Source organism: Alteripontixanthobacter maritimus, assembly GCF_003340475.1.
Taxonomy (GTDB): domain Bacteria; phylum Pseudomonadota; class Alphaproteobacteria; order Sphingomonadales; family Sphingomonadaceae; genus Alteripontixanthobacter; species Alteripontixanthobacter maritimus.
This window is the reverse complement of the sequence record NZ_QBKA01000002.1, coordinates 1596281-1613497: the sequence shown is the minus strand read 5'-3', so window position 1 is coordinate 1613497 and position 17217 is coordinate 1596281. Positions and strand designations below refer to the sequence as shown.

The window sequence follows — 17217 nt, the reverse complement described above, 5'->3', positions numbered from 1 at the left end:
TGTCAGTAAGCCCTACTGACATTGGTGTCAATAAGGCATCGCTTGCCGATCCGCTCCACCCGGCCTAATCCTGCGCCATGGCCACTATCCGCAGACGTCTGACCCCGGAGGCATCACGCCTTGCCGCGCTGGAAGCGGCGCGTGCGCTATTGATCGAGGCGGGTCCACAAGCAGTAACTCTCAAGGCTGTGTCGGCGCGTATCGGGCGCACCCACGCCAATTTGCTGCACCATTTCGGGTCTGCCGCCGGTCTGCAAAAGGCGCTGGCCGAACATCTCGCCGCAACCGTGTGCGAATCGATTGCCGAAACCGTGCGTGGTGCGCAGGCTGGCATTGCCCAGCCGCGCGAGATCGTGGATCTGGCGTTCGACGCGCTGGACAAGGAAGGCGGCGGCGCGCTGGTCGCATGGATGCTGGCCACCGGGCATGAGGACGCCATCGAGCCTTTTGTGGAAACCATTCACCAGATGGTGGATGAATTGCATCCCGAGGAGGGTGATCATGGTGTCGACGTGGAAGCGCACCGTGCCACGCTGGCGGTCGTACTAATGTCGCTCGGAAATTCGTTGATCGGGGATGCGCTGACGAAATCGCTCCGCCTGCCAGATTCGACCGCGCGCGACATGGCCGAACGGTTTGTGTCGGATTCCATCGTGCAGGATGTCGCCCAGGCCGTTCCGACAGCCTGACAATCAGTCCTGCGGAATCTCCGGCTGGCCCATCCAGCCCGGTTGCAGGTCGGCGGGAATATCTGTCACCCGCAAATGATCGACTGCCAGACCGAGCTGCGGATATTGCGCCCGCTGTCGTTTTGGCTCCGACCGGTCGAGCGGGACCACCACCAGCCGCCGGTTGACCTTTTGCCGCCAGTTCATGCGCGCGGTGTTCTCCTGGCCGATGTAGCAGCCCTTTGTAAAACTGACGCCGTTCAATTCTGCGGCGTTTGTTTCCAGCCACAGGATATCACCCAGCTCGCCGCGCCCTTCCGGAACACCTGTTGCTAGGCGGTGCGCGCGCCATTCGGCATCGGCGGAAACGGTGTTGTCCTGCGCTGGTGCGAGCCAGCGATAGCCAAGTTCGGAGAGCCGCGGGTCGGGCGCGGCACCTTCCCGGCGCTCGATCGACCAGTGAACTGCCAAGGTGGGATCGCGGGCGATCGTAATCGGACGGCGCAACCGATATAGCGACAGGCGCTTGACCAGCTCGTCCGCCAGCTCTGCCTCGCAATCGATCAGCAAATTCTTGCCATCCGGCCAGACGATAAAATCGAACATCGCCTTGCCCTGCGCGCTCAGCAACGCGGCGTAGACAGGACCGCCAGCTGAATCCGCGGTCCCGACATCGTTCGTCACCAAACCCTGCAAAAACGTCGCCACGTCCTCCTCAGCATCTTGTGGGGATAGCCGGATAACGGCGCGGTCGGACAGAAGGGATGCTTGCATGGTTAAGGAGATGGGGCAGGGGACAGGTGCTATCAAGCAATTGCTCCGAAGTGGGCGGGCGCAAGCGGCGAAAATACCTCGCAATGGGAAGTGCATCCCGTGTAACCCGCAAAGTGCTGCCCACCATCATCCATGAAATTACCACCGGAACCCCGTAATGACCGCCCTCACGATCCGCCGCCCCGACGACTGGCACTTGCACCTGCGCGATGGCGAGATGCTGCGCGGCGTGCTTCCGTATACCGCACGCCAATTTGCCCGCGCAATCGTAATGCCCAACCTCTCGCCGCCGGTGACAACCGCGAATGCGGCGCTGGAGTATCGGACGCGAATTATGGACGCCTTGCCAGAGAGTGCGGACTTCACGCCGCTGATGACGTGCTACCTTACAGACCAGACCGATGCGGACGATCTTGCGGCCGGTTTCGCGGACGGCGTATTCACTGCGGCAAAGCTGTACCCGGCCGGTGCGACGACAAATTCGGCGCATGGCGTAACCGACATTGCCAATATTCGCGGCGTGCTGGAGCGGATGGCGCAGATCGGCATGGTTTTGTGCGTGCATGGCGAAGTGACCGACGCGGATGTGGATGTGTTCGACCGCGAGGCGGAATTTATAGACCGCATTCTGGCGCCCCTGGTGCGCGACCTGCCCGACCTGAAAGTGGTGTTCGAACATATCACCACCAGCCAGGCGGTCGAATTCGTGAAAGGCACGAGTGCCAATGTCGCAGCCACGATTACGCCGCACCATTTGCATATCAATCGTAACGCGATGCTGGTGGGCGGTATCCAACCGCACGCGTACTGCCTGCCGGTGGCGAAGCGTGAGTTGCATCGCCTCGCTCTGCGCGCTGCTGCGGTGTCGGGCTCACCCAAATTCTTCCTCGGCACCGACAGCGCGCCGCATGAGCGTGCAGCCAAGGAAAGCGCCTGCGGCTGCGCCGGCATATTCAACGCGCCCTATGCGCTGGAATCCTATGCCGAAGTATTTGCGCAGGAAAACGCGCTGGATCGGCTGGAAGGCTTTGCCTCGCTCCACGGCCCCGCATTTTACGGCCTGCCTGTGAACGAAGCGCGCATCACATTGCGGCAGGTGGATTGCGCGGTACCCGATATGGTGCGGGCTGGCGATGCGGAACTGGTGCCGTTCCATGCCGGGAAAACACTGGGCTGGACGCTGGACGCGGCGGCAGATTAGCCTTTGGCAGGTTCGCTTGGCACCAGCGGAGGACGCTGTTGCCGGGCCCAGATATCCCACACGAAGATCGCCGCTGCGCTCCAGATCAAAATGAAACAGGCGAGCTGCACTGTTTTCAGCTCCTGACCGAATACCGTCAGGCCGAGGATGAAGACGATGGTTGGGGCAAGGAACTGGATGAAGCCCAGAGTGGAATAGGCCATTCGACGCGCCGCAATCGCGAACAATAGCAGCGGGACGGCAGTCAACACGCCGCCGAGCATGATAAGCAGCGACAAGGACAAATCATTGCCGAATGACGATCCTGCAGGAAGGCCAGCGAAATACACTACCGCGGCCATGGCAGGGAGGATCAGGATTGCCGATTCGATGGTCAGGCCGGGCACCGCGCCGACGTCGACCCGCTTGCGCAACAGGCCATAAGTTCCGAAGCTGGCTGCCAATGTCAGGCTGATCCACAGTGTGGTGAGCGCGCCGCCCAACAACAACGCCACGCCGCACGCGGCCAAGGCAACCGCCGCCCACTGCCGCCGGGTCAGTTTTTCGCCGAGGAACACGGTGCCAAGCACCACATTGAGCAGTGGGTTTATATAATAGCCCAGACTGGCGGCGTAGACCTCTCCATTCTGGATCGCCCAGATATAGACGAGCCAGTTGATCGCGATCAGCACAGCGGTCAGGAGCAGGGTAAGCATCACCGCCCCGCTTCGCACAGCAGTCATCAGGGCGTGCCGCTGGCCGCGTAGCATTACGATCAGCAAGCAGAGCGGTAGCGTCCAGATAATACGCCATGCCACGAACTCGGTCGGCGGCACGATCTTCACGAGAATCAGATAGAGCGGCAGGAAACCCCAAATAACATAAGCCCCAAGCGCCGCGAACAATCCGCTCTTCGTGGCTGATGGATCGCTGGCATCGCTGGTAGCGCTGCGAGAGGTTGTGGAGACAGAAGTTTGAGGGCCGGACATCGCATCCGCGCCTAGGCTTAACCACGCAAGGCGGCAAGCGAAGCGTTTCGTCGATAAAAAACCACTACTGGACTACAAAATTCAGAAAAGTCCCATTCTGTATGAACCGTTTTAGTGGCGTTCATAAAAACGGGCCTATCCATGAACACGTCGAAGGGGCGACACGCCGGGCCACCGGGTTTCCGGGTCGGTCACAACCGTTGAGGAAGGATTTGTCATGCAGAAGAACACATTGAAATTCGCCGCCATCGCTATCGCAGCGCCGGGTCTTGCATTTGCAATGCCAGCTGTTGCTGCAGTCGCTCCGGCATCTGCGCCGGCGGTTACCGCGCCGATGACGCAGACCGCGCCAGCTTATCAGAGCGCCGTGTTCATGGACGTGACGAATGACCATCACCGCCGCTGGCACAAGAAGGGGCGCGGTCACAAAGATCGGTATTACGACGACCGCCGGAGCTATCGCGGCGACCGCTATCAGGACAACCGTTATTATGGCGATCCTATCCGCAACAATACCCGCATCTGGCAGGGCCGCGACGGACGGTATTACTGCAAGAAGGATAACGGCACGACCGGCCTTCTGATCGGCGGCGCTGTTGGCGCACTGGCCGGCCGGGAACTGGCAGGTCGTGGAGACCGGACGCTGGGCACCATTCTGGGCGCAGCAGGCGGAGCCATCCTTGGCCGTGCCATCGACAAGAGCAATTCGCGCTGCCGCTAAGCGGGCAACGCTGACAAACTTTTCGGTTCGCCCACCCGGACCGGAAGCGCGGCACACCACCGAGCCGTGAGAGGCATCTCGTCATCCTTTGCGAAAAAGGGTGGCGGGGTGTCTCTACTTTTTTGCCGGCGCGGCGTATGGTCGCACGGATGCAAGTACGGATTTTCATTTTGCCAGCCGCTGCAGCCCTGATGATGGCGGCCTGTAATGCTGAGCCTGAAACCGCCTCGCCGCCTCCTGACCCCGATCCGGCAACGCAGGCGGCACTGAACGACCAGCTGATGGTCGACCCCGACCTTGTGAACCAGAACGAGGGTAATGCCGCGCTGACCGGCGGCGCGAGTCAGGCGCTGCCCGCCATAACCTTCGCCGCCGATGCGCAAGCCCGCGCGCGGCGCAAGGCGAGCGAGCTTGCCAAGTCGTCTGCCACGCTGGAGCTTCCTGACGATCGTTTCGTAAAAATCAACATGCGGCCGCTGGGTGCGATGCCGGTCGCCGGACAGAGGCTGGCTTCGGTAATGGGGGACGGAAGTTGCGATGCGCCGCTATCCTATGCGCATCAATGGAGCGTGGAATTGCCGGATACCCTGCCGATTTATCCGATGGCGGCGGTGATAGAAGCGGCTGGCGGGAACGGAGAACGCTGCAAGGCACGCATCGTACGGGCGGTCGCACCGGTTCCTCGCGAGGATGTGTTGGCTTTCTATTCGATGCTGCTGGGGAATGCAGGATATGCGCGGAAGTTCGGCAATACGGACGGAGAGTATCGCATCGTTGCGACCAAAGAGGGCCGAACGTTAATCGTCGCCGCTACGGACGCGAGCGATGGAACCAGTCAATTGGATTACCTTGTCATCGACAGGTGATGCGCGGTCGATGATTGCGACAAAAAGCTACTGACAGCTGGCGAGATTATCCGTCGGAGAAGCCTACCCCGACACTGGCGCGCGGCTGCTCCACCTCTGTGCTGGCAACGGGATAGGCGCAATAATCGGCGGCGTAGTAGGCGGCTGCGCGGTGGTTGCCCGACAGGCCAAGCCCGCCAAATGGTGCCTTGGACGATGCGCCGTTGGTGGGTCGGTTCCAGTTGACGATGCCCGCCCGGATGTTGGCCCAGAACCGATTGTAATCCTGCGGCGACCCTCCGATCAGGGAAGCGGCGAGGCCGAAGCGGGTGTTGTTCGCCTCGGCAATAGCGGCGTCGAGGTCGGCCACGCGGATGACTTGCAGTAACGGCCCGAACAGTTCGACATCGGGCCGGTCGGTCATATCTGTGGTGTCGATAATCGCAGGGCTGAGGAATGGCAGCGAATCCTGCGGCCGCGTCATGTGCTTGATCGCGCGTCCACCGTTGGAAAGCAGATAGAGGAAGCTTTCGGTCAGCTGGTCGGCGGCGGCGTTGTCGATCACCGGCCCCATGAACGGGGCAGGATCGGAAAACGGCTCGCCGAAGATAATGCGCCCGGCCAGCTTTTTTACTTCCGCAATCAGCGCATCATACATGGAATCGACCACGATCAGGCGCCGCCCGGCAGTGCAGCGTTGGCCCGCAGTGGTAAAGGCGCTTTGCACGATCAACACGGCGGCATCCTCGATCTTGGGTGTGTCGGTCACCACGATCGGATTGTTACCGCCCATCTCCAGCGCGACGATCTTGCCCGGGTTGGTCGCCAGCCTCTTATTGATAGCAATGCCAGCCTGTGCGCTGCCGGTGAACAGCACACCATCGATACCCGGATGTGCGACCAGATCCTTGCCCTCTTGCGGACCGCCGATCAGGCATTGCACGATGGCCGCTGGCACGCCTGCCCGTTTGAAACAACCCATCAGGAACTCGCCCACCGCCGGGGTCTTTTCCGAAGGCTTGAGGATTACCGCATTGCCAGCAATCAGGGCGGGGACGATGTGGCCGTTGGGCAGGTGCGCGGGAAAGTTGTACGGGCCGAGCACGGCCATCACACCATGCGGTTTGTGGCGCAGTGCCGCAGTACCGGCAAGCGCGCTGTCCAGCTTCTTCTGGCCGGTACGTTCGGCATAGGCGGTGACCGAGATATCCACCTTGTTGATGACCGCCTCGACTTCGGTCCGTGCTTCCCACAAGGGCTTGCCGGTTTCACGCGCGATCAGTTCGGCAAACACGTCGTTCTGCTTGCGTACCTCGTTGGCGAAGCGGCGGCACAGTTCGATGCGCTTTGCCAGCGGCTGCGCTGCCCATTCGGGCCAGGCACGCCGCGCGGCCTCTACCGCGGCATCGACATCGCCCGGCATACCACGCCATAATTCCGCGCCGGTTGCAGGCTCGAAGGATACCAGTTCGGTGTCGGTCAATCCTAAGCCTTTCAGGTTCTTATCTAGCGAATAATCTTGCGCTGCCAGCCGCATTAAGCTTAACAAATTATTACCAAAGCACTCTGAGGGAGTGCCGATGCGAACGCAACGCTTTGTTCGGCCCCTCACATACGCATTGGACACCGGTAACGGAAGCAATTCGTGTTCCAATCCGGTGTTGGGAAAACAGGGGTTTTTCCAAATCAGACTGGCGCGGCGGGATTTGCCCGTTTCGCCGTAACAATGGGCGGCATCACTCGTGAAACAGCAGCTCGCCAATGGCACCTTCCCAAACCTCGTTTTTGGGCAATGTCGTTGGAAAAACCGGATGTCGGCGTCTTCTGATATCCAAACAATAAGGTATATATATTTATGAGTAAACTGTCCTCCAATATTGCTGCAGGATTGACGCTTGCAGCGTCAGTATCCGCCATCGCGCTTGTTATTGCCACGCCAACGACCGTGGCTGCCGAAGAATGCCTACTCGATACCAATGACGACGGAACGGCAACCGACGGCGTCGATACCGATGGCGGCGCAGATGCCACCGGCGATAATGCTCTGGCTTGCGGTGAAAACGCGACGGCTACTGGCGCGAACACGACGGCTACGGGCGAGGACAGCAACGCGGCGGGCTTCAACGCTACGGCCAATGGTGCAAACTCCAATGCCAGCAACTCGAATGCTACGGCCGTTGGTGCGTCGTCCACTGCATCCAACCAGAACTCGACCGCAGTCGGTGCCGCAGCGCGTGCGCAGGGCGTAAATAGTTCTGCGTTCGGGCAAGATGCCGTGGCAACCGGCTTCGGCGCCACCGGCATCGGTTCGCAAACCGATGCAACCGGCCTAACAGCAACAGCGGTCGGGTTTCAGGCGCAGGCCACCAACACGGACGCGGTTGCGGTCGGTCAGGCAGCAAATGCGTCGGGCGTGAACAGCACGGCCGTAGGTTCGGAAAGCTCGGCGACGGGTCTGGCCGGTCAGGCATTCGGCTGGCGCGCAAGCGCATCGGGCGAACGTTCGACCGCATTGGGCCATCTCGCGACGGCACAGGGCACGCGCTCTGTCGCCATCGGGGAAAATGCCGACGCACAGTCGGACAACGCTACCGCGATCGGCAATGAAGCGATTGCCAACGGTATCGATGCACTCGCTCTGGGCGACACGTCGCGCGCTACCGGCAATTCGACCACCGCTCTGGGCGGCGAGTCGGTTGCTCAAGGCGCTGGGACGACGGCTGTCGGCTGGCGCGCCAACGCGACCGGCACACGGGCACAGGCATTCGGCCACCTTGCAGATGCAACCGGCGAGTTCTCGCTGGCTGTCGGTGAAGACGCAGACGCCACGTCTGACAATGCCATTGCAGTCGGTAACGGCGCACGTGCCACCGGCCTCGATGCAGTGGCGATCGGCGGCAACCGCGATGCGGCGACCGGCGGCCTTGCGACCACCGCCAGCGGCACGTCCTCGACTGCGGTCGGCGGTCAGGCGCAAGCCACCAACACGGCCGCAACTGCATTCGGCTGGCGGGCAACGGCAACCGGTGTGCGGGCAACTGCATTGGGCCACATCGCGCAAGCCACGGGTGAGCGTTCGACCGCAGTCGGTGAAGGCGCGGTCGCATCCGCACTGACCTCGACCGCAGTCGGCAACCTCGCAGTAGCCAGCGACGAAGACGCGGTTGCAGTCGGCGATGCCGCGCAGGCAACCGGCTTCCACTCCACTGCCATTGGCGGCGAAGCGGTTTCCAGCGGCCGGGGTGCACAGGCATTCGGTTGGCAGGCTTCTGCTACTGGCGGCCAGTCCACGGCCTTGGGTCGTCAGGCAAACGCGGCGGGCTTCCAGTCCACCGCGCTCGGCCAGTCCGCAAATGCAGGCTTCGACGGATCGACGGCTGTTGGTTACCAGGCAACAGCAACCCGTGACGGGCAGGTTGTACTCGGCGGGGCGGGAAGCTCCGTCACGATCGGTAATCTGGCAGCCAGCACGGCAGCGCAGAACGGCAATCTGTTCTTCGCGACAGTCGACAGTACCGGTACGCTTGGCCAGGGTGTAAACCTGACCTCCATGGCGACCAATGCGCAGCTGGCGACGACGAATGCAAACGTTGCGACAAACACCGGCAACATCGCATCGCTGCAGGCGTTGACCAGCCAGCAGACTGCCAACATCAATACGCTGTTCGGCGAAACCTCGGCCAACCGCCGCGGGATCGACAAGGCAAACGAAGGTGTTGCGATGGCACTCGCGATGGAAAGCCCGATGCTTCCCGCAGGCACGACTTTCGGCCTGTCCGGCGGTGTCGGCTACTTTGAAGACCAGGGTGCGGGTACTGTGGCCGTTTCGGCGCGAGTAAGCGAGAACGCTTCGGTTTCTGCCGGTGTCGGTGTCGGGTTCGACAGCGGTGAAGTGGGTGCACGCGGCGGGTTCCAGGTTGCCTGGTAAGCCGCTAAGACCGGGGTCATGAACTTGACCTCACACGAAAAAGAAATGCCGGGGCCATGCGCCCCGGCATTTTTCGTTTCCGGCGCACGGCGTATCAGCATCGGCCTTTCACTCGCAATGGTTGCTGCAATGCTGCCGGTTTCGGGCCATGCGCAACAGACCGCGCCGCAAATTCAGGCTCAGCCTGTTCCCGTGCCGAGCGTGCAGCCGCCGCCCTCGATCCGCCCGGTGCCGGGCGCGCTGGAGCTTTCCAAGCTTGTCTGGTCGACCATGGCCGCAGTTGACCATGCCAATATCTCAGGCAATTACTCGGTCTTGCGCGATATGTCGGCGCAGGGGTTCCAGATCAACAACAACGCCGCGCGTCTGGGGGAGGTGTTTGCCTCCATCCGCCAATCGCGCATCGACTTGTCGAACACGCTGCTGGTACCGCCAACCTACATCGAGGCACCGCGGTTGGTGCAGGCCGATGTGTTCGAAGTGAAGGGCCTGTTCCAGATCCGGCCGACCTCGATCCAGTTCCAGATATTCTACCAGTGGGAACAGGGCCGCTGGAAACTGTACGGCATCGACGTGCAGCCGCTGACCATGGTGGAAGCGATGCCGGCGGGCGTACCGACCAACCGTTAATCGGTTACGCTATGCCCTGCAGCGACGGGTGCTTCACCGTGGGCGGCGCCCATGCGCCGGATTGTGGCGATGGCGGTCTCCAACACCTGCCAGTTGTCCTGTTCCGCGATAGGAGCCCATAACGCCTCCATCTCGTCGATCGTCATGGTAACGGGCGCCGGATCGCTCCAATATTCGTGCGACGCGTCGGTGGCAGTGTATCCTTCCAATGCCTCGGCCAGCGCGCTGTCCGCATCACGGCCCCCACGGTGGCGGTGGAACAGCGTGTCGGGTGTGCAGCCTTCTTCTATCATCAGGCGTTCCATCACACCGATGACAGTGCGATCCTTCTCCCGGCCCTTGGGTTCCACACCCAGCCGCCATAGCCACCGACGCTCCATTGCTGCCTCGTATAGCGGCCCGAACCGCTCCATTGCGGCAATCAGCGGTGGCGCATCGGCCAGCGTGCGCAAGGCGATGGCCATCTGCCCGCAATTCCAGTGCATCGTTTCCGGCTGGCGGCCAAACGCGTAAAGACCCTGATGGTCGAAATAGGCGGCCGTGTGCGCCGTGTCCCAGCGTGGCAGGAAGCGCCACGGGCCGTAGTCGAAACTCTCCCCCGTAACGTTCATATTGTCGGTATTCAGCACACCATGGACGAAGCCTGCGACCATGTAACTGGCTGCCATGTCGGCCATCCGCTCCACCACGTGATGCATCAGCTGTACTGCCGGTTCAGTCCGTCCTGGCGCGTCTTCAGGAGGCATCGGGCCGGGGAAGTTTGCCAGACAATAGTCGACCAGCTGCGTCATATGATCACGCTCTTCCAGCGCGGCGAGGCGCTGGAACGTACCGATGCGGATATGACCATGGTTGAGGCGGACCATCACGGCGGAACGGGTGGGCGAAGGTTCGTCGCCTCGCTGCAACTGCTCGCCGGTCTCGATAACGGAAAAGGTCTTGGACGTGTTTGCGCCCAGCGCTTCCAGCATTTCGGTGGCGAGGATTTCGCGCACCGCACCTTTCAGCGTCAGCCGTCCGTCGCCGGCACGGCTCCACGGGGTCTGCCCGCTACCCTTCGTCCCAAGATCGAGAAGGCGGCCCGCACCATCGCGCAATTGTGCGAACAGAAATCCGCGCCCGTCGCCGATCTCCGGATTGTACACGCGGAACTGGTGGCCATGATAGCGTAGCGCCAGCGGCTGCGAGAGGTTATCCGGCAGTGGTACGAACCGCCCGAAGTGCTGCGTCCATCGCGTATCGTCCAGGTCATTCAGGCCTACAGCCGCCGCCCAGCGGTCGTTGCGGAAGCGTAGCGTGGTTTTTGGGAAATCGGCCGCCGCCACCTCGTCGCCAAGCCATAGGGCCAGCGAGCGGATAACGGGATCGGGACGATAGGGTGACGCTTGCGGTTCGCGTGGCATCGGGCGATAGTGGGGCGGGCGCGGCTTGCAGGCAAGCCCGATACTGCCGAAGAATGCTGCCGTCCGACTTTGCATGAGGAATAACCCACCATCCCTACCGCCAGAACCGACCCTGCCAAGCGTGGCTGGACAGATAGCAGCTGGACCTCTCCCGATGGTCTCGCTTTGCATTACCGCGACTATCCCGCGGGCGAGGTCGCAGACAGCGATGCCGCAGCCCCCCCGATCCTGTGCCTGCACGGGCTGACGCGCAATGGGCGGGATTTTGCCGCTCTGGCGCAAGCGCTGCCGCATAGCCACCGCGTGTTGATACCCGATATGCGCGGGCGCGGGCGCAGCGATCATTCCAAGGATACGGCTGATTACACCCTGCCGACCTATGTGCGTGATGTGGAAGCTCTGTTGCAGCAGCTGGGCATCGATCGCTTCATTGCAATCGGCACGTCGATGGGCGGGTTGATGACAATGGTACTGGCCCTGAAGGGGGCGAAGCTGGCGGGCGCGGTGCTGAACGATATTGGACCGGACATCGACCCTGCGGGCATCGACCATATCCGCACTTATGTCGGCCAGAACCGTAGCTTCCCCACCTGGATGCACGCTGCGCGAGCCTTGAAGGAAAGCGGCAAGGACGCTTTTCCTGATTTCACCATCGAAGATTGGCTGGCGATGGCGAAGCGCGGCCTGGCCATGGGTCAGAACGGCCGCATCGCGTTCGATTACGACATGGGCATCGCCGAACCGTTCAACCAGCCCGATGCAGGCGGCGCGCAGGATCTGTGGCCAGCGTTCAAGGCACTGTCCGGCGTACCTACCCTGCTGCTGCGCGGGGCGCTGTCGAACCTGCTGACCGCCGAGACCGCAGCCCGGATGCAGTCCGCACATGATGATCTGGAGATCGTAACGGTTCCACGCGTGGGCCATGCGCCAACGTTGGACGAGCCTGCCGCTCGTCAGGCCATCGCAAAGTTTCTGGAGCGTCTGGTGTGACCGACACAAAATCCGGGCGTTCCAACAGCTTGCCGCGCATTCTGCATTGCCACTCGACCTTCGCGGCGGGCGGCAAGGAATTGCGCAGCGTGGATCTTATCAACGCGATGGGACCCAAGTTGCAGCATGTCATCGTGGCGGAGGATGGCGACTTTGCCGCAGGGCACCGCGTCGCGCCGGGCATGAAAGTGTCCTATCTCAAGCAATTCCCGTCGTTGAAGGGGACGCCGACGCCGGGAAGACTGCTCAAACTGGCGAAGGCTGCCGCTGGTTACGACCTTGTGCTGACCTACAATTGGGGGGCCGTGGACATGGTAATGGCGCACACGCTATACCGCGATGCCGTATCTTTACCGCCACTCATTCACCATGAAGACGGTTTCAACGAAGACGAGCGCAACCGACTGAAAACCCGCCGGAACTGGTACCGGCGCATCGCGCTCGGGCGCAGCAACGGGCTGGTGGTGCCATCCGAAACGCTGGAACAGATCTCATTGGAAACTTGGCAGCAGCCGATGGGCCGGGTGAAGCTGATCCCGAATGGTATCGACACCGGCGCTTTCACCAAAAAGCCGAAGAAGGATGCCCTGCGCGGCACCGTCAAACGTCCGGGCGAAAAATGGGTCGGCACGCTGGCCGGATTGCGCCCGATCAAGAACCTGCCCCGGCTGGTTCGCGCCTTTGCAGGCCTGCCCGAAGAATGGCAGCTGGTAATCGTAGGCGAAGGTCCTGAGATGGAAGCAATCCGCGAAGAGGCGGACCGGCTGGATATCGGCCACCGCCTGCTGATGCCGGGCTTCGTGCCCGATCCGGCGCGCTATATCGGGTTGTTCGATATCTTCGCGCTATCATCCGACAGCGAACAGTTTCCAATTTCCGTGGTGGAGGCGATGGCAACCGGATTGCCGGTTGCCGCGCCTGCCATGGGCGATATCCCGCATATGGTCGCGCCCGAAAACGCCTCTGCTATAGTACAGCCCGGTAGTGATGCGGAACTGTCCCGCGCGCTTCGGATGCTGGCTGACGATGAGGCGTTGCGAAATAGTATCGGCGTGGCTAATCGCAACAAGGCGCAAGCAAAATACACGCGCAAACAGATGGTCGACACCTATCGCCGGCTGTATTCCAGCGCGATGGGGCTGGGGCCAATTGCCTGAGCTGGACCACGCGCCCAGTGTCTCAGGCCCGACCAGTCACGTGCTTAAGCAGACATTCACCGCGCAGACCACACCTGCTGCGGCCGATGTATTACGGTAATTCACAGGCCCGAGGCGCCGTCACGATTGAATTGGCCACCCTATCGGCTAAAGACCGCCATTGCCTGTTACCCATAACGAAAAAGAGGCCCTAGTGGCGCTGACACCGACCAACATTCCCGATCAACGCAAGACCGCTGGGCCGAAGGAAGACTTCAAAGCCAAACAGGCCAAGGCGCAGGACGAGGCACTTCTGCGCGAGGTCGACGATGCCTATCGCAAGGATCGCTATGGCGATTTCGCTAAGAATTACGGCAAGATCGTTATCGCGGTCCTCGTGCTCGGACTGGCAGCGTTTGCTGGATATATCTGGTGGAGCGGACAACAGGAAGCCGCCAGGGAAGCGGAGTCCGAACAGATTGTCGCCGCGCTCGACCAGGTCGAAGCTGGCAATCTCGATACCGCTGAACAATCGCTTGCCAAATTGGGCGAAGAGGGCGGCGAAGGATCGCGCACCGTGGCCCGCATGATCCAGGCCGGTATCGCGCTGGAAAATGGCAAATCGGCGGAAGCCGCGCAGATCTTTCAGGCAGTTGCAACCGATGCCAACGCCCCGCAGGCTTATCGCGATCTCGCCTTGCTGCGCGATGTGGCCGCCCGGTTCGAGAATATGAAACCGGCCGATGTGGTTGCGCAGCTTGCCCCGATCACGAAACCTGGAAACGCATATTTCGGCAGCGCAGGCGAGCTCACCGCGACGGCCTATCTGGAAATGGGCAAGCCGGATGAGGCGGGCGCTTTGTTGGCAACTATCGCCAAGGACCAAACCGTGCCCGATACGCTCCGCAGCCGTGCTCGCCAATTGGCAGGCGTTTTGGGTGTGGACGCAATCGAGGATGTGGACGCGCTGCTGGAAGAACAGGGCGTGTCGGCCGACGGGCCTTCAGCACCGGCACCGGCATCGGCATCGGCACCTGCAGGGCAGGCTAATTAGGATATGACCAACATGACCGCAGGCAAATTTATCACCGGCCTTAAGGGCGGTGCCAAGGCAGGATTAGGCGCCGCGCTGGTTTTCGGATTGGCCGCTTGTAACGGCGGCATTTTCGGCGGGAGTGCCGATAAGAACAAGACGCCGACAGTCGGCAACCGGGTTCCGATCCTGTCGCGTGTTTCGACCGATGCTGCAGTCGATCCCTCGCTGGCCGGTGTGGCCGTGGTGCTGCCCCCGGCGCGCCTCAACGCCGAATGGGCGCAATCCGGGGGGACGGCAGGTAAGGCGCCTGGCCATGTCGCTCTGGCCGCCCAGCCGGTAAAGGCCTGGTCCAATTCCATCGCCGGATCGACCAACCGTCGCCGTCTGGGCGCATCGCCGGTTATTGGCGGTGGCAAGCTGTTCGCGGTCGATACCGATGGCATGCTGCACGCATTCGATGCGGCGACCGGTGCGAAAAGCTGGACCCGCGCCGTTCGCACGACGGACGATCTGCGCCCGTCCGCTTTCGGCGGCGGCGCAAGCTACGACAATGGCCGGGTCTTCGTGACCAGCGGTACGGGCGAAGTGGTTGCTTTGAACGCCGATACAGGCGCGGAGGTCTGGACCAGCAAGCCCGCAGGCCCGCTGCGCGGCTCGCCCACAGTCGCTTTCAACAGCGTGTATGTGATGACGCAGGACAACCAGATTTACGCGCTGGATGCCGCAACCGGGACGCCGCAATGGAGCGAAAACGGCTCGCCTTCGCAAGCCGGCGTGTTCGGTGTCGCTGCGCCTGCCGCTGGGCAGGGTACGGTAATTGCCGGGTATAGCTCGGGTGAACTGTCTGCCTATCGCTACGAGAACGGCCGTTCGCTATGGACCGATGCGCTGGCGCGGACATCCATGGCAACATCCGTGGGCTCGCTGACCGATATCGACGCCGATCCCATCATCGATCAGGGTCGCGTTTACGCGCTGGGTCAGGGTGGCCGAATGGCAGCCTACGAGCTGGTTACCGGGCAGCGTATCTGGGAACTGAACCTTGCGGGTATTTCGACGCCTGCCATCGCCGGCGAATGGATTTTCACGCTTACCGACGATGCGCGGATGCTGGCGATTGCGCGCTCCACGGGAAAGGTGCGCTGGATTACCCAGCTTCCCCGCTGGCGCGACGAGAAGGACAAGAAAGGTCCGATTTTCTGGACGGGACCGGTTCTCGCCGGTGGGCAATTGTGGGTAGCAAGCAGCGAAGGCGCGATCTACCGCGTCAGCGTGGCGGAAGGTTCGGCCTCGCTTTATTCCGATATCAAGAGCGCGGTGACGCTGGCACCGGTTGCGGCAAACAATACGCTGTACGTGCTCGACGATGACGGGGTAATCCACGCGTTTCGTTGAGGTTGGAGAGGGCGAGCTTGTGAACCGGAGCGTTTTTGCGGGCCATTAACCCTTTGTCCCTAAGGCATGCGCCGTATGACCGCGCCTGCACCACACGATCAATTTACCCCCCGGGGCGGCCGCGCGCGGGTCGATAAGACTAATGGCGCTGTCCTTCCCAAAAGCGATGTGTCGGCAGCTGTCGGTTTTGCCGGGCTGCTCGGACTGTTCGCGTGGATCATGGTGTGCCGTAACTGGCCAGAGATTACCGCGACCCTTGGCCTCGGCGGCCCGCAGCAACGGCTCGACGGACCCTATGCCGCCTTGCTCGGCATCATCGCCAGCGCATTGCCGATGGTGCTATGGTCTGTGCTTGTCGACAAGGTGCACCGTAATCCCAGCACCGGCATAGACTGGGCCCACCCCAAACCGCTGAGCGCTGTCATCGATGTTTCGGTGGTCAAGATTGCCGGTCTATGGGCCACATTTGCTATCCTTGCCGGCATGTTCATGCTGGCCCGCTGGTACTGGCAGGGCCAATATCTTTTCGCGATGGAAGTGTTCGGCGCGCTGGCGATACCGCTGGTGCTGCTGTCTGTGCCCTACATTCTTTGGCTGGACCGGGTGATGGTGCAGCCGAAGGACGCGTCATGGCATTTTGGTGCCATGCTGCTGCGGCGCGACGCGTTTGCGCCGGACATGGTGACAAAACATTGGCGCGCCTGGATCATCAAGGCGTTCTTCGGCGCGTTCATGGTGTCCATCCTGCCAGGCGGTTTCCAGGCGGTGATAAACGCCGATCCGATGCAGGTTCTGGGTGAGCCGGTGGTGTTTGCCGCCATGCTGCTGGGCCTGATGTTCGTCATCGATGTGCAGATCGGCACGGTCGGATATCTGCTGACGCTGCGCCCGCTCGACGCACATATTCGTAGCGGCAATCCCCTGCTGGCAGGCTGGGTCGCGGCACTGATGTGCTATCCCCCTTTCGTGTTTGCTTTCATGGGCGGCGAGGGATCGCTGGCCGGCGGGCTGGGCGTCATTGCCTATGAAGTGAACACGCCGGGCTGGGGATACTGGCTTGGCGGGAGCGCCACGCTGCTGTGGATATGGTGCGCCTGGCTGGCGATCCTCACCGCGATTTACGCCTGGGCGACGCTGGCGTTCGGCATCCGCTTTTCCAATCTGACCTATCGCGGCGTGCTGACCAATGGGCCCTACCGCTTCACCCGACACCCGGCCTATCTGTCGAAGAACGCCTTCTGGTGGTTCGGCACCATGCCATTCCTCGTTTCTTCTGGCAGCATGACCGACATGGTGCGCAACACCGTGTTTCTGGGGCTGGTCAGCGGCATCTATTACTGGCGCGCCCGCACAGAAGAAGCGCATCTGCTCGCCGAAGATACGAAATACGCAGACTATCACGCATGGATGGAGGAGCACGGCATCATCACAGGCCGGTTGAGAAAGCTGACGCGATTGATCTCCGCGCGCCTCGGCTCGGCCAACGGAGCTCCGGCTGGATAAGCAGCGCGGCGGGGCGCTG

16 protein-coding genes are annotated in these 17217 nt (G+C 61.8%); 12 read left to right on the top strand and 4 right to left on the bottom strand.

Annotated features, from left to right (window positions below):
• The first annotated feature begins 77 nt into the window (after positions 1 to 77).
• Complete coding sequence (locus tag HME9302_RS08000) at positions 78 to 689, top strand: TetR/AcrR family transcriptional regulator (RefSeq protein ID WP_115366581.1); 612 nt, start codon at positions 78 to 80, stop codon at positions 687 to 689.
• A 3-nt stretch (positions 690 to 692) separates the two neighbouring features.
• On the opposite strand, the gene ygfZ is transcribed toward HME9302_RS08000, so the two are convergent.
• Positions 693 to 1442, bottom strand: coding sequence for a CAF17-like 4Fe-4S cluster assembly/insertion protein YgfZ (gene ygfZ, locus HME9302_RS07995; RefSeq protein ID WP_115366580.1), 750 nt, complete (start codon positions 1440 to 1442; stop codon positions 693 to 695).
• Between the two features lie 157 nt (positions 1443 to 1599).
• Here ygfZ and pyrC point away from each other — a divergent pair, with 157 nt between their 5' ends.
• Entirely contained in the window at positions 1600 to 2643 is a 1044-nt protein-coding gene (gene pyrC, locus HME9302_RS07990; protein WP_115366579.1) for a dihydroorotase, read from the top strand.
• On the opposite strand, the gene rarD is transcribed toward pyrC, so the two are convergent.
• The gene (rarD, locus tag HME9302_RS07985; RefSeq protein ID WP_115366578.1) at positions 2640 to 3611 is read right to left on the bottom strand and encodes an EamA family transporter RarD; all 972 of its coding nucleotides are present in this window, start codon (positions 3609 to 3611) and stop codon (positions 2640 to 2642) included. The genes pyrC and rarD overlap by 4 nt on opposite strands.
• A 217-nt stretch (positions 3612 to 3828) precedes the next feature.
• On the opposite strand from rarD, the gene HME9302_RS07980 reads away from it, so the two are divergent.
• Both HME9302_RS07980 and HME9302_RS07975 read left to right on the top strand, forming a co-directional pair.
• A complete protein-coding gene (locus HME9302_RS07980; RefSeq protein WP_115366577.1) occupies positions 3829 to 4332 on the top strand; it encodes a glycine zipper 2TM domain-containing protein in 504 nt (167 codons plus the stop codon).
• 170 nt (positions 4333 to 4502) lie between these two features.
• Entirely contained in the window at positions 4503 to 5198 is a 696-nt protein-coding gene (locus HME9302_RS07975) for a hypothetical protein (RefSeq protein WP_147270790.1), read from the top strand.
• 46 nt (positions 5199 to 5244) lie between these two features.
• Here HME9302_RS07975 and astD read toward each other — a convergent pair whose 3' ends face one another.
• Complete coding sequence (gene astD / locus HME9302_RS07970) at positions 5245 to 6660, bottom strand: succinylglutamate-semialdehyde dehydrogenase (protein WP_268243476.1); 1416 nt, start codon at positions 6658 to 6660, stop codon at positions 5245 to 5247.
• Between the two features lie 162 nt (positions 6661 to 6822).
• Between astD and HME9302_RS13140 the strand changes: the two genes are divergently transcribed.
• The 3 genes from HME9302_RS13140 to HME9302_RS07960 are packed head-to-tail and all read left to right on the top strand — an operon-like array spanning position 6823 to position 9735.
• Positions 6823 to 7005, top strand: coding sequence for a hypothetical protein (locus tag HME9302_RS13140; protein ID WP_147270789.1), 183 nt, complete (start codon positions 6823 to 6825; stop codon positions 7003 to 7005).
• Between the two features lie 27 nt (positions 7006 to 7032).
• Entirely contained in the window at positions 7033 to 9105 is a 2073-nt protein-coding gene (locus HME9302_RS07965) for a YadA-like family protein (protein WP_115366574.1), read from the top strand.
• Positions 9106 to 9123: 18 nt separating this feature from the next.
• The gene (locus HME9302_RS07960) at positions 9124 to 9735 is read left to right on the top strand and encodes a hypothetical protein (protein WP_230079923.1); all 612 of its coding nucleotides are present in this window, start codon (positions 9124 to 9126) and stop codon (positions 9733 to 9735) included.
• On the opposite strand, the gene HME9302_RS07955 is transcribed toward HME9302_RS07960, so the two are convergent.
• Positions 9732 to 11138 carry a protein adenylyltransferase SelO family protein gene (locus HME9302_RS07955; RefSeq protein ID WP_115366573.1) on the bottom strand — a complete coding sequence of 469 codons (1407 nt, stop codon included), beginning with the start codon at positions 11136 to 11138 and terminating at the stop codon, positions 9732 to 9734. The genes HME9302_RS07960 and HME9302_RS07955 overlap by 4 nt on opposite strands.
• 165 nt (positions 11139 to 11303) lie before the next feature.
• Here HME9302_RS07955 and HME9302_RS07950 point away from each other — a divergent pair, with 165 nt between their 5' ends.
• The 5 genes from HME9302_RS07950 (at position 11304) to HME9302_RS07930 (ending at position 17198) form a co-directional block, all read left to right on the top strand.
• Positions 11304 to 12128: an alpha/beta fold hydrolase gene (locus HME9302_RS07950; protein WP_230079922.1), complete on the top strand. Its 825-nt coding sequence runs from the start codon at positions 11304 to 11306 to the stop codon at positions 12126 to 12128.
• Positions 12125 to 13285 carry a glycosyltransferase family 4 protein gene (locus tag HME9302_RS07945; RefSeq protein WP_230079921.1) on the top strand — a complete coding sequence of 387 codons (1161 nt, stop codon included), beginning with the start codon at positions 12125 to 12127 and terminating at the stop codon, positions 13283 to 13285. Before HME9302_RS07950 ends, HME9302_RS07945 begins: the two co-directional genes overlap by 4 nt.
• 193 nt (positions 13286 to 13478) lie before the next feature.
• Positions 13479 to 14318: a tetratricopeptide repeat protein gene (locus HME9302_RS07940; protein ID WP_230079920.1), complete on the top strand. Its 840-nt coding sequence runs from the start codon at positions 13479 to 13481 to the stop codon at positions 14316 to 14318.
• A gap of 3 nt (positions 14319 to 14321) precedes the next feature.
• The gene (locus HME9302_RS07935) at positions 14322 to 15695 is read left to right on the top strand and encodes an outer membrane protein assembly factor BamB family protein (protein ID WP_407641320.1); all 1374 of its coding nucleotides are present in this window, start codon (positions 14322 to 14324) and stop codon (positions 15693 to 15695) included.
• Between the two features lie 75 nt (positions 15696 to 15770).
• Positions 15771 to 17198, top strand: a complete 1428-nt coding sequence (locus tag HME9302_RS07930; RefSeq protein ID WP_230079919.1) for a methyltransferase family protein — start codon at positions 15771 to 15773, stop codon at positions 17196 to 17198.
• The last annotated feature ends 19 nt before the right edge of the window (positions 17199 to 17217 follow it).

Bases quoted from the DNA above. Each gene is read 5' to 3' on its own strand.
- pyrC (WP_115366579.1), top strand. From the start codon at position 1,600: ATGACCGCCCTCACGATCCGCCGCCCCGACGACTGGCACTTGCACCTG.
- rarD (WP_115366578.1), bottom strand. From the start codon at position 3,611: ATGTCCGGCCCTCAAACTTCTGTCTCCACAACCTCTCGCAGCGCTACC.
- HME9302_RS07980 (WP_115366577.1), top strand. From the start codon at position 3,829: ATGCAGAAGAACACATTGAAATTCGCCGCCATCGCTATCGCAGCGCCG.
- HME9302_RS07930 (WP_230079919.1), top strand. From the start codon at position 15,771: ATGACCGCGCCTGCACCACACGATCAATTTACCCCCCGGGGCGGCCGC.
- HME9302_RS07955 (WP_115366573.1), bottom strand. From the start codon at position 11,138: ATGCCACGCGAACCGCAAGCGTCACCCTATCGTCCCGATCCCGTTATC.
- HME9302_RS07965 (WP_115366574.1), top strand. From the start codon at position 7,033: ATGAGTAAACTGTCCTCCAATATTGCTGCAGGATTGACGCTTGCAGCG.
- HME9302_RS07935 (WP_407641320.1), top strand. From the start codon at position 14,322: ATGACCAACATGACCGCAGGCAAATTTATCACCGGCCTTAAGGGCGGT.
- HME9302_RS07960 (WP_230079923.1), top strand. From the start codon at position 9,124: ATGAACTTGACCTCACACGAAAAAGAAATGCCGGGGCCATGCGCCCCG.
- ygfZ (WP_115366580.1), bottom strand. From the start codon at position 1,442: ATGCAAGCATCCCTTCTGTCCGACCGCGCCGTTATCCGGCTATCCCCA.
- HME9302_RS08000 (WP_115366581.1), top strand. From the start codon at position 78: ATGGCCACTATCCGCAGACGTCTGACCCCGGAGGCATCACGCCTTGCC.